At 63.1% G+C, this 12300-nt stretch carries 11 protein-coding genes; 9 read left to right on the forward strand and 2 right to left on the reverse strand.

The genetic code is table 11. The features are described from left to right. Positions 1-108 precede the first annotated feature (108 nt). Entirely contained in the window at positions 109-1491 is a 1383-nt protein-coding gene (locus NH448_RS01635) for a DegQ family serine endoprotease (RefSeq protein ID WP_045993875.1), read from the reverse strand. A 206-nt stretch (positions 1492-1697) separates the two neighbouring features. On the opposite strand from NH448_RS01635, the gene NH448_RS01640 reads away from it, so the two are divergent. From NH448_RS01640 to NH448_RS01650, 3 genes are all read left to right on the forward strand, one after another. After that, positions 1698-2612 (forward strand): cation diffusion facilitator family transporter, encoded by a 915-nt coding sequence (locus NH448_RS01640; protein ID WP_035470160.1) that lies wholly within the window; start codon positions 1698-1700, stop codon positions 2610-2612. Positions 2613-2751: 139 nt separating this feature from the next. Beyond that, positions 2752-3390 carry a thioredoxin domain-containing protein gene (locus NH448_RS01645; RefSeq protein ID WP_231498567.1) on the forward strand — a complete coding sequence of 213 codons (639 nt, stop codon included), beginning with the start codon at positions 2752-2754 and terminating at the stop codon, positions 3388-3390. Continuing rightward, complete coding sequence (locus NH448_RS01650) at positions 3387-4610, forward strand: M23 family metallopeptidase (RefSeq protein WP_197037084.1); 1224 nt, start codon at positions 3387-3389, stop codon at positions 4608-4610. The genes NH448_RS01645 and NH448_RS01650 overlap by 4 nt, the downstream gene beginning before the upstream one ends. Positions 4611-4916: 306 nt before the next feature. Here NH448_RS01650 and NH448_RS01655 read toward each other — a convergent pair whose 3' ends face one another. Next, positions 4917-5375: a helix-turn-helix domain-containing protein gene (locus tag NH448_RS01655; RefSeq protein WP_035470166.1), complete on the reverse strand. Its 459-nt coding sequence runs from the start codon at positions 5373-5375 to the stop codon at positions 4917-4919. 89 nt (positions 5376-5464) lie between these two features. On the opposite strand from NH448_RS01655, the gene NH448_RS01660 reads away from it, so the two are divergent. From NH448_RS01660 to NH448_RS01685, 6 genes are all read left to right on the forward strand, one after another. Continuing rightward, a complete protein-coding gene (locus NH448_RS01660) occupies positions 5465-7663 on the forward strand; it encodes a heavy metal translocating P-type ATPase (RefSeq protein ID WP_213231678.1) in 2199 nt (732 codons plus the stop codon). Beyond that, positions 7660-8163 (forward strand): signal peptidase II, encoded by a 504-nt coding sequence (gene lspA / locus NH448_RS01665; protein ID WP_253028359.1) that lies wholly within the window; start codon positions 7660-7662, stop codon positions 8161-8163. The genes NH448_RS01660 and lspA overlap by 4 nt, the downstream gene beginning before the upstream one ends. A gap of 34 nt (positions 8164-8197) precedes the next feature. Then, on the forward strand, positions 8198-9670 hold the full coding sequence (gene lnt / locus NH448_RS01670; RefSeq protein ID WP_108131997.1) for an apolipoprotein N-acyltransferase: 1473 nt from the start codon (positions 8198-8200) through the stop codon (positions 9668-9670). 107 nt (positions 9671-9777) lie between these two features. After that, a complete protein-coding gene (locus tag NH448_RS01675) occupies positions 9778-10767 on the forward strand; it encodes a L,D-transpeptidase family protein (protein ID WP_231498568.1) in 990 nt (329 codons plus the stop codon). Between the two features lie 313 nt (positions 10768-11080). Further along, positions 11081-11854, forward strand: coding sequence for a cytochrome c oxidase assembly protein (locus tag NH448_RS01680; RefSeq protein WP_071211138.1), 774 nt, complete (start codon positions 11081-11083; stop codon positions 11852-11854). Then, positions 11832-12296: a copper chaperone PCu(A)C gene (locus tag NH448_RS01685; RefSeq protein ID WP_035470183.1), complete on the forward strand. Its 465-nt coding sequence runs from the start codon at positions 11832-11834 to the stop codon at positions 12294-12296. The genes NH448_RS01680 and NH448_RS01685 overlap by 23 nt, the downstream gene beginning before the upstream one ends. Positions 12297-12300: the final 4 nt, after the last annotated feature.

Here is a 12300-nt window from a genome sequence, read left to right on the forward strand (position 1 = left end):
GACTTTTCGGACAGAGCCTAGAATGTACGAGAGTCTGAAGAAACGCCCCAGCGATCCTGTTCGCCAGGGCGCCGCTGTGCTGATGTATTGAACGCTACTCAGTCGCGGTTAGTCACCATTGCCCACTCGCAGGGCCACGAAGTAGGTGCGGCCTTCGCGGTTGAGCAGAACAGGCACCGCTTGATCATCTGGCAGGCGGGTCAGCATCTCCTTCAGCTGTTCCGGACTCTCTACCGGCTGCTGGCCCAGTCTGACCAGCACATCGCCGGGGCGAATGCCGACGGCAGCGGCATGTCCGGCGGGGGCCACCTTGACGATGCGCACCCCGTGATCGATGCCAAGCCGACGCTTCTCCATGTCGTTCAACGGCTGAACCGCGATGCCCAGTCGAACCGGGTCGCCATCGGATTGACCGGGGCCGGCATCCGGCCACTCGCCAACTTCCACCGTGATGGTCTCCTGCTGACCATCGCGCAACACGGAGAGATCAACGTCTTCGCCGGGGGCCGTCTCACCGATCAGGCGCGGCAGCGTGGTGGAGTGGTCCACTTCCTGGCCGTTCACCTCAAGGATGACATCACCGGCCTTGAGGCCGCCTTCTGTCCCAGGGCTGCCGGGCTCGACCTGGGCAATCAAGGCACCCTCGGCCTGCTCCATGCCGAAGGACTCCGCCAGGTCCTTGGATACCGGCTGGATGCTGACGCCCAGCCAGCCGCGGCTCACGTACCCCTCTTCACGGAGCTGGTTGGCCACATCCAGTGCCACATCAATGGGAATGGCGAAGGAGAGGCCCATGTAGCCTCCACTACGGGTCAGGATCTGGGAATTAATGCCCACGACCTCACCGTCGAGGTTAAACAGTGGTCCGCCCGAGTTGCCCGGGTTGATCGCCACATCGGTCTGGATGAAGGGAACGTAGACGTCTTGGGGCAGGGTGCGGTTGATGGCACTGATGATCCCGGACGTCACCGAGTGGTCGAAGCCGAAGGGTGAGCCTATGGCGGCGACCCACTGGCCGACCTGGAGGTTGTCGGAGTTGCCCAGTTGCAGGGTGGGTAGGTTATCCGCCTCGACCTTGAGGACCGCCACATCGGTCTTCTCGTCGGCCCCCACCAGCTCGGCCGAGAGTTCGCGACGGTCGTTGAGGCGCACCAGAATCTTGTCGGCCTCCTTGACCACGTGCGCGTTGGTCATGATGTAGCCGTCTTGATCGAAGATGAAGCCCGACCCCAGTGACCGACGCGGCTCTTCATTGCGATTGGGCGCACCGCCAGGTGGCATCGGGAAGCGGTCGTCGAAGAAGTCACGGAAGATCTCCGGCACCTCCTGCCCCCCAAATTGCCGTGAGGACGTCATGGACCTCTCGACCTTGCGGGAGGTGGAGATGTTGACCACGGCCGGCGCGGCCTCGTCGACCAGTTCCGTGAAGTCCGGCAGCTGTGGCTCGGCGAGGGCTGGCGTTGCCACCATCAGTAGTAAAGCTAAGCTCATCAGCCAGGCGTGCGAGTAAGGCTTGGGTATCACAATGGGCTCCTTCCGGGAGCATGGAACATGGTAGCAAACTTGGTACAGTGCCCACTATGCAAAGTTCCGTACTCCTAACCCCGGCTCGGCCTTCAACAGAGTTCGGGCTTGAAGCTTGAGTTGCTATAGGTTTTATACTGCTGGGTCATCAGGTGACACCACAAGGATGACGCATGGGACATCATCACGATCATCCCCATCTTGCCCCCACCTCTGGTGACCGTCGGGTGAGTATCGCCATCTGGGCCAACGGGATATTGACCCTTGCCCAGATCGTTGGGGGCATTCTGGCGGGAAGCCTCTCGCTGATCGCGGATGCGCTGCACAATTTTTCCGACATGGCTGCGCTTGTCATTGCGTTTGCTGCCCGCAAGATCGCGAGACGACCGCCCGACTCACAGATGACGTTTGGCTATGGCCGAATCGAGGTTGTCGCAGCGCTGATCAACTACACCACCCTCATTATCGTTGGCATTTATCTAATTTACGAAGGCTTCATGCGCATGATCAACCCGCCAGAGATTCAGGGCTGGATAGTCGTTATCATTGGCATTGTCGCTCTTCTTGTCGATGCGCTAACGGCCTTGCTCACCTGGTCGATGCAAAAACATAGCGTCAATATCCGCGCCCTCTTCCTGCACAACCTGTCTGATGCCTTTGCGTCCATCGCCGTGATCATCGGGGGCTCACTGATTCTGCTGTATGACATGCGTTGGGTAGACCCCGCGATTACGATCGGTATTGCACTCTATATTCTCTATCTTGCCTTTACGGAGATAGGTACCCCTATCCGGACACTGATGCTGGGCTCGCCACCCGATGTCGATGGTCAATCCGTCATTGATCTCCTGCGCAGCGTCGAAGGGGTTGAGGATGTGCATCATGTTCACCTATGGCAAATGCAGGAGAATACCGCCGCGCTTGACTGCCACGTGGTGACGACGGAAGCCGGCTGGCAGCAGCTCGAGGCGATCAAGGCGGATATCAAAGCTCAGCTGAAAGCGCGCTTTGGCATTGGCCACTCCAGCTTGGAATTCGAGCATATTGATTATGCACATCAGGATGCCAACCTTTATGGGCATGGATAACACGCCACTATTCGCCGACTTAGGCACCCAACAGCGGCTGAGCTCCACTCAGCAGTATCCTGAGCTTTTTTAAACCTAACTCTTTGAAATTGAGAGAAAAATGTACAAAAAGGCGACGTTTATCCTGGCCGGAGCGTTGATGCTGACGGCCATCATCGTGATCGTGTCGAGGCCCTCGTTGTTGGGCATGGGCGCCGAGACGGCGAGCCGAGAGGGTGCACAGGCCGAGAATTCGCTGGTGCGCGCGCACTCGCCGGTCCTAGGATCGGAAGAGGCACCGGTGACGGTCGTGGAGTTCTTCGACCCGGCCTGTGAGGCCTGCCGTGCCTTCTATCCGCTGACCAAACGCATCCTGGAAGCCTACCCCGAGAAGGTGCGGCTGGTGGTGCGCTACACCCCCTTCCACGGAGACGTATCCGAAACCGCCATTCGCGTGCTCGAAGTGGCCAGGCGCCAGGATGCCTTCCAACCGGTGCTGGAGGCGCTGCTGGCTCGGCAGAGCCAGTGGGCGGCTCATGGCAGTGTCGATGAGGAAGCGATCATGGAGATCGCCAGCGAGGCCGGACTGAACAGAGCCACAGCCGAAGAGCAGCTCAATTCACCAGAGGTACAGGCGGTCTTCGACCAGGACAAGGCTGACGTCGAGGCCAACCAGATCAGCAAGACGCCGACCTTCTTCGTCAATGGCGAGCTGTTGGACCCCTTCGGCATGCAGGAGCTGGTCGACGCCGTTAACCGTGAGGTAGCCGAGGTCTCCGGCGAAGGGGATGCATCATGACACGACGCTGGTTGCTAGCGGGACTGATGGTCCTGAGCCCCGTGTTGGCTGAAGCCCGTTGGCAAGAGCGTGCCGGATTATCACCGGCCAAGCCGGTATCGGCCAGGGCACAAGGTCGCGTCGCCCAAGAGCTCACTGTGGCACCAGGGGATACCCTGGACGCACTGCTGCAGCAGCTTGGCGTGGATGCCGAGATGCGCACCCAAGCGGCGACCTCGCTGGCGAACAGGTTCGACCCGAGACGATTGCTGCCCGGAGATCGTATCACTTTCACCTCTATGGCGACGGGACAGCCGGTGTCGGTGGCCATCGAGCGTGACTCGGGTATTCAGTACGTCGTCACCCTGGGTGAGCGTCCGTCGACGCGCATTGTCCAGCCTCGCCTCGACACCCTGACCTTGGGTCGTGAAGTAGATGTCAAGACGTCACTCTATGCCGCCTTGGAGGCTGAGGAGATACCCAGGCGTTTCGCAGCAGAGCTTGACATGCTGCTGGGCGGACTCATGGACACACGCCGTGATATCGCGGGGGGCGAGCGCCTGCAATTACTGTGGGAAGAAGATCGCCGTGAGGATGGCACTCGAGTCGGGCCTCCCCGTCTGACCTATATGAGGTTGGTTGACCAGGGGGAGCGGCTGGAGGTGCTGTGGCCGGCGGACCAGAGAACCACCGTGATGCTATTTAAAAATGGTAGCCTCTTGGACTCCTTGCAGATTCCGGTTCTCGGCGCACGCCTGACATCTCCCTTCGGCAACCGGCGCCATCCCGTATCCGGAGAGGTCCGACGTCATGACGGTATCGATCTTGCCGCGCCTCGCGGCACCCCGGTCATGGCCACCGCACGGGGGCGCATTTCCTTCATCGGTCGCCGGGGAGGTTATGGTCGTGTCGTCGAGATAGAGCACGAGACGGGCACCATCAGTCGCTATACGCACCTCAGCCGGTTCGTCGCCAGGCTGGCGGTCGGGGACTCCATCAAGGCCGGCGAAAAACTGGGTGAGGTAGGGGCCTCCGGACTCGCCACGGGGCCCAACCTGCACTACGAGGTGAGAGTGGATGACCGCCCCGTGGATCCTCTCGAGGAAGGGCAACTCATCCTTCTGAGTGAGTCACCCACACGCCAGGAGTATCGCAGCGCACTTTTCGAGGCTCGGACACGTCTGCAAAAAAACATTGGAACGTCCGCTGCTCCCGATCTGGCCGCATTGGACAATCGATAAGCCACCAGGCGGGCTTGCGATGCAACCCGCCTCGGTGGGCACGATCTGCCTATCGTCATGAGACCCTACCGCCTCAGCGGCAATCGCTTCACCCGGGAAGGGGTTATGGAAGGTATCTCGACAGTCACGCTGGGTTTTTAGGCAGCCTCACCGCCGGCGTGATGGTGTATGTCATTGGCCATGAGATCACTCCCGAGACCATCGCAGCGGTCACCAGAACAAGGCGACCCTGGGAGTCTCAATGGAGCATGGTGATCATGCTGCTCCTGAATGTCTCAACTAGGGCACGCTGGGACGCGCAGGAGGTTACCCAAAGTCGTGAGCGCCTTTGTGGGCTGTCTCACTGATACACAGCTGGTGATCACTCAGCACCTCGATGATCCGGCAGCTTTCGACTTTCCCCCCATCACACTGGCTCACCATCCGCCTGAGCTCGTCACGCAGTGCCGAGAGCCGCTGCAGACGTGACTCCACTTCCTCCAGGTGATGCTTGGCAACGGCATCGACCTCCTGACAGGACATGTCGGGCTGGTCGGACATCGCCAGTAGCTCACGTACCGCATCCACCGAGAAGCCGAAGTCCCGGGCATGGCGAATGAAGGTCAGCCGTCTGACGGCGCGCTCGTCGTAGCGACGCTGACCCCCTTCAGTCCGTAAGGTGTTTTCAAGCAGCTCGATGCGCTCATAGTAACGCACCGTTTCAGGCTGGCAGCCGGTACGGCGAGCCAACTCCCCGATACCGATGGCATGGCTAATCTCCGGCATCCTGATGCTCCTCTTGCATGACTTGAACCTGTAGTTGCTACAGGGATTATGCTTCCGGACAAGATTAAGACATTCGGAGAGGCAGCGCCATGACCGAACCAACGCAAGGCACCATCCCGTCGACGCTGACACTGCAGGTGGAAGGCATGGACTGCGGCGGCTGCGAGCGCAAGGTAGAGGCCGCTCTGGGCCGCCTGGAGGGCATCGGGGAGGTGTCGGCCAGTTCGGTCACCGGATCGGTGAGGATTCACCCTCAACAGGATACGACGCCTTCTCATGAGGCGATCGAGCGGATCCTTAACGAGCTCGGCTACCAGCTTGCCACCGATGATGAGGGAGATGAGGCGGATGCCGCTCCGGCCTCTTGGTGGCAGAGCGCCAAGGGACGCTTGGTGCTCGTCACGGGGGGGCTGCTGGCTCTGGCCTTCGTTCTCCGCCTGGTCTGGCCTAGCCTAGGCAACTGGCCCTTCGTCGCGGCCACCCTGGTGGGGTTGGTGCCCATTGCACAAGGCGCCTGGGGTGCGCTGAAGATGCGCAACCCCTTCACCATCGAGATGCTGATGAGCATCGCCGCCTTGGGGGCCCTGGCCATCAATGCCGCCGCCGAAGCGGCGGTGGTGGTCTTCCTGTTCGCCGTAGGCGAGTTGCTGGAGGGGGTGGCCGCGTCGAGGGCGCGACGCAGCATCTCGGCCCTGGCGGACCTGACGCCGTCCACGGCGAGGCTGATGGAGGATGGGGATACCCGTGAGGTCTCGGCCGCCTCGCTCACGCCTGGGCAGCGAGTCCTGGTGCGACCGGGCGACCGCGTGCCCTGCGATGGACGTATTCTGACCGGCGAATCCGACCTGGATGAGTCACCGATCAACGGGGAGTCGGTGCCCCGCACGCGGGCGCCGGGGGACGACGTCTTTGCCGGCACGGTCAACCTCGATGCCGCCCTGGAGGTGGAGGTAACCCGCGGCGCCGAGGACAACACCATCGCACGGGTCATCCGCCTGGTGGAGGAGGCCCAGGCCGCCAAGGCGCCGGTGGCACGTTTCATCGACCGCTTCGCTCGCTACTACATGCCGGCGGTGGTGGGGCTCGCCCTGCTGATGGCGGTGGTGCCGCCGCTGGTCTCGACCATGGCCTGGTCGGAATCGATCTATCGCGCCCTGGCCCTGCTGTTGATCGCCTGTCCCTGTGCTCTGGTGATCTCAACCCCCGCGGCGATCGCTGCCGGCCTCTCGGCGGGCGCCCGGCGGGGCCTGCTGATCAAGGGCGGCGCGGTGCTCGAACAGCTGGGTAAGCTGCGGACGGTGGCGCTGGACAAGACCGGCACCCTCACCGCCGGCACCCCCAAGGTCACCGACGTGGAGGACTGGGCCACTGGCCAGGGCACGCAAGAGATCCTGAGGCTGGCGGCTGGGATGGAACGTGACTCCAGCCACCCCATCGCCACGGCCATCCTCGCCCACGCTGAGCAGTTGGGCCTTTCCCTTCCACTGGCGAGTGAGAGCCGCGCCCTGTCGGGCCGAGGGGTCTCCGGTCGGGTCGAGGGGCGTGAGTTGAGCCTGATCACCCCCCGCCACCTGGCAGAGCAGGCCGCCCTCGATCACGATCTGACCGCTCGGATCGCCGAGCTGGAACACGCCGGCAAGACTCTCGCCGTGCTGGTCGAAGGCGAGCGCCCGCTGGGCCTGATCGCCGTGCGCGATGAACCACGCGACGATGCCCGGGAGGGGCTGACGGCGCTGTCGCGCCTGGGCGTGCAGGCGGTGATGCTCAGCGGTGACAATGCGCGTACCGTCGCGGCCATCGGTGACAGCCTGGGCATCGAGGCACATGGCGAGCTGATGCCCGAGGAAAAGGCCCAGCGCGTTCGTGACTGGCAGGCCGCCGGCCGAGGCCCAGTCGGCAAGGTGGGCGACGGTATCAACGATGCGCCGGCGCTGGCCGCGGCAGAGGTGGGCATCGCCATGGGCGGCGGCACGGATGTGGCACTGGAAACCGCGGATGCGGCGCTGCTCAAGAACCGCGTCGGCGGCATCGCCGAGCTGATCGCCCTGTCCCGGGCCACGCTGCGCAACGTCAAGACCAACGTCGCCCTGGCGCTGGGCCTGAAGGCCATCTTCCTGGTGACCACGGCGCTGGGCATCACCGGCATGTGGATCGCGGTGATGGCGGATACCGGCGCCACCGTGCTGGTGACCCTGAACGCCATGCGGCTGCTGGGCTATCGCTTCTCGCCAGGCAATAATGCCACGACTGGCTCGGCAAGCCCGCGCTACCAGGAAGCCACGTCATGAGGACAGAGCGGATACCGACAGTGCCGCGCCGCTGGTACTGGTTGGCATTGGCCGTTATGGTCGGCCTGGCCGACCAGGCCATCAAGGGGCTGGTGCAGGCGCTGATGCCGTATGGCCAGACCATCCCGCTAGCCCCGTTCTTCAATTGGGGCCACTGGTGGAACACGGGAGCGGCCTTCAGCTTCCTCGCCGATGCAGGCGGCTGGCAGCGCTATCTCTTCTTGGGCGTGACAGGGATGGTGACTATTGTCCTGACGATCCTGCTGTGCAGGCCCAGGCCCCGTCTGGAGGCGCTGGGGTACAGCTTGATGCTGGGTGGCGCGCTGGGCAATGGCATCGACCGCCTGGTACGAGGGTATGTCGTAGACTACCTGGACGTCTACTGGCATGAGTGGCACTGGCCCGCCTTCAACCTGGCGGATATCGCCCTGTTCCTGGGTGTCATCGCCTTTGCGATTGCGGCCTTACGTGAGCGTCCCTCCCCCAGAGCGTCTGAGTAACGGCATGGATGCAGAGAACCTGCCAGTCCGGTACATGACGCTTGCCGGCCGGATCTCTCCGGCCCTCGGCTGTTTCCTGGCCCTGACCGCCGGGGGACTGACCACTCTCAGCGCCGCGCCCTTTGCGCTGTGGTGGCTGGGCCCGGTGGCGGTGGCACTGGTCTATTCCGGCATCCATGTCCTGACACCCGCTCAGGCCGGCCTCCGCGGCTGGTGCTATGGGGTGGGCCTGTTCGGCTCCGGTGCCTCCTGGGTCTTCGTCGCGATCCACGACTACGGCTATACGGGGGCGCCCCTGGCGCTCTTCCTCACCGGCCTGTTCGTGGCCAGCCTGGCGCTGTTCTTCGCCGTCCCCTTCTGGCTCTATCGCCGCGTCACGGGCCCACGCCTGGCCTTCCTCAGCTTCGCCGGCATCTGGGTACTCAGCGAGTGGCTGCGCACCTGGCTGTTTACCGGGTTTCCCTGGCTGCTGCTGGGCACGTCCCAGGTAGACTCGCCGCTGGCGGCCTGGGCCCCGGTGGGCGGGGTCTATCTGCTGTCGCTGATCACCGCCCTGACCGGCACCCTGGGCGTGGAACTGCTGAGACGACGCTGGTGGGCCGCGGCGCCCATCGCTGTTCTCTGGCTAGCCCCGATGGCCTTGCCGACCCAGTGGACCTTCCCGGCCGGCGAGCCGCTGCGGGTCGCCCTGCTGCAGGGCAACCTGGATCAGGCGATCAAGTGGACTCCCGAGGGGCAGCGCGAGGCGGCCAGTATCTATACGGCGTTGACCCTTGCACAGTCCAACGACTTCGACCTGGTTGTCTGGCCCGAGGCGGCCCTGCCGATGCTCGAGGAGGAGGCCCGGCCAATACTGGAGCGGGTGCAGTCCAACCTCGCCCCCGACACCGCCTTGCTCACCGGCATCCTGCAGCGCGACGGCGGCGACTACTACAACGGCGTGATCGGCCTGGGTAACGCCGAGGGAAAGTACCGTAAGGCGCGCCTGGTGCCCTTCGGCGAGTACCTGCCGTTGGAGAGCCTGCTCGCCGGCACCATCGCCTTCTTCGACCTGCCCATGCCCACCATGACGCCTGGCACCGACGATCAGGAACCGCTGCGCGCCGCCGGAACCACCATCGGTAACGCCATCTGCTACGAGATCATCTATGCCGACCGGGTGGCCGAGCAGGCGCGCGACGCCGAGCTGCTGCTGACGGTCTCCAACGACACCTGGTTCGGACGCTCCATCGGCCCCCTGCAGCATCTGCAGATGGCCCGCCTGCGCGCCCTGGAGAACGGCCGCTATCTGATCCGCGCCACCAGCAACGGGGTGACCGCCATCGTCGATACTCAGGGCCGTGTCACGGCCCGCGCACCACAGTTCTTGGCGACGAGCCTCCGCGGCGAGGCGCTGCCCATGGTGGGGAACACACCGTTCACACGTACCGGTAGCTGGCCGACCTGGGTGTTGGCCGCCTTACTGGTGCTGCTTGGATGGAAACTCAACACACGTCGGTCTGGATGATAATAGTCCAGTCGAAAAGGGAGAGAATAATGGCTTTATCGGAACGTCACTCTAGTACAGCGAGGAAAGGTCCATGGTGGCAGCTCCGAGCACGCTCAGTGGTGGGGGTGCTGGTCGGTTGGCTGGCACTCATTAGCGTTGCTCAGGCCGAAGAGGAGAACGAGTGGCCCCGCGGCCACTATCCGCTGCCTGAGGAAGGCAATGTGATCGGCGACACCTACCGCATAACGGTGGATGATCGAGGAGATACCCTGCTCGATATCGCCAGGCGACACAACCTGGGGTACAGGGAGATCGTGCGCGCCAATCCGGATGTGAGTCTCTGGATTCCCGGCGAGGGTACCGAGGTGACCATACCCGGGCGCTTCATCCTGCCCGATGCTGAGCGCACCGGGATCGTCATCAACATCGCCGAGCTGCGCCTCTACTACTATCCGGAGGTTGACGATGGTGAAACGCCACGCGTTGAGACCTATCCCATCGGCATCGGTCGTGAAGGCTTCGGTACCCCCCTCGGTGTCACCGAAACCACCATGAATATCGAGAACCCTGCCTGGTACCCACCCGAGTCGGTCCAGCGTGAAGCCAGGGCACGCGGTGAGAAGGCGCCCAGCGTGGTGCCTCCGGGTCCGGATAATCCACTGGGGGATCATGCCATTATCCTGGGTTTCGACGGTTACTTGATTCATGGCACCAACCAGCCGGATGGTATCGGCATGCGTGCCAGCCGTGGCTGTATTCGCATGTTCCCTGAGGACATCGAGTCGATTTTCGACCGCGTGCCACCGAACACCCAGGTCCAAATCGTCAACCAACCCATCAAGATCGGCTGGGAGGAAGAGCAGCCGCTGGTTCAGGCATTCCCGCCGCTGGAAGAAGAAGGGCACAGCATGTCCGCGTTGGAAGACACCGTCACACGCCTCAACCAACGCGGTGTCGAGGGCTTGAGCTTCGATGATGGACAGCTTCGCGGCCTATTGGATGACCCCAGCGGTCGCATGGTGTCCCTGAACCCCAAGCCGGCGCCGGAACCGGATAGAAAGCACGACACTGGCTACAAGGGTATCTACGCAGAAATCGCGCTGCGTAGGCCATGACGACGACATGGCGAGTCTTGTCAGTCTCGTGAGCTGACTCGGTCGTGGCTTATCCAAGGTCTATCGCCCTCTGCATGGCCACTGGCGGTGCGTTGGGGCTCGGCCTTCCTCGCCTACCAGGCACCGAGGTGCGGGCTCTGGCTTTGCCTGCGTTTATAGGCCCACCTTGCCGCATGGTGCGGCGGGCTCCTAAGCTCACCATTGGCGTGCCGATTCTGGGGAGGGAAGGGCTATCGAGCTCGACGTCGCTCTGGGCTACCTGCTGCCGTGGGAGTTCTCACTGACCTGGTCGGCGAGCTGCCTGCTGGCCATCGTGCTCTACCTGCGAGGCCTGCGGCAGCGCAGACGGCGCGGCGAGGCCACCGGCGCGGGCCGAATCCTGGCCTACCTGCTGGGTGTCGCCACCATCTATGGCGTCACCCAGACTCATTACGACTACCTCGCCCAGTACATGTTCTTTACCCATCGGGCCCAGCACCTGGTGCTGCATCACGCCGGCCCCCTCCTGATCGCCCTGGCCGCCCCCTTGCCGGTACTGGCAGACGGCTTGCCGACTCGAATCAGACCCTTCCCCGGGTGGAGCCTGGCCGCGCGCCTGCTGCGTCCTGTTTATCGGACTCTGCAGCATCCACTGATCGCCCCCCTACTGTTCGTCGGGCTGATCTATTTCTGGCTGATTCCCGAGATCCACTTCGACGCCATGCTCAGCGCTGATCTCTATCAGGTGATGAACTGGAGCATGGCGCTGGATGGGTTGCTGTTCTGGTGGCTGATCCTGGATCGCCGCTCGCCGCAACAAGGCGGTCTCGGCTATGGCAAGCGTGTCGCCATCCTGTTGGCGGTGATCCCCCCGCAAATTCTCCTGGGCGCCTATATCACCTTCAGTCGCGACGTGATCTTCGATGTCTACGAGGTTTGCGGTCGCGCCTGGCCGCTGGATCCTCTGACTGACCAACTCCTCGGCGGCCTGCTGACCTGGATTCCCGCCTCGATGATGAGTGCCATTGGGGTTCTGATCATTCTCAGCTTTCTGTTCCGTGACGCCCGCAAGGAGGATGCCGCTGATGTCTCTCACGCCACACGCTAGTCTGCCGCGCCTGGCGAAACGCTGGTGCTGGGCCTTCCTGCTGCTGATCGCGACGCCCGGCACGGTGGCTGCTGCCGAACTGCAGGTCAGCGAGGCGCGTCTTCGGCTTCTGCCCGGGGACCTGCCCGCGGCAGGCTATTTCACCCTCACGAATACCAGTGAGAAGGGCGTCACCCTGACAGGAGCGGATAGCCCCGCTTTCGGCAATGTCACCATGCATCGCACTGTCAATCAGGATGGCATCACCAGTATGCAACCCGTCGCCCAATTAGAACTGGCAGCGGGGGAGCAGATCGAGTTCGCACCGGGGGGCTATCATCTCATGCTCATGAAACGGACTCGCCCCCTCGTTGTTAGTGACGACATCGAGGTGAACCTTCATTTCGCCGGCGAGCAGCGACAGCGTGTCACCTTCCGCGCCGTGGCGCCGACAGCACAGTAGGGGG

It is taken from the genome of Halomonas sp. OfavH-34-E, assembly GCF_024124525.1.
Lineage (GTDB): Bacteria > Pseudomonadota > Gammaproteobacteria > Pseudomonadales > Halomonadaceae > Halomonas > Halomonas litopenaei.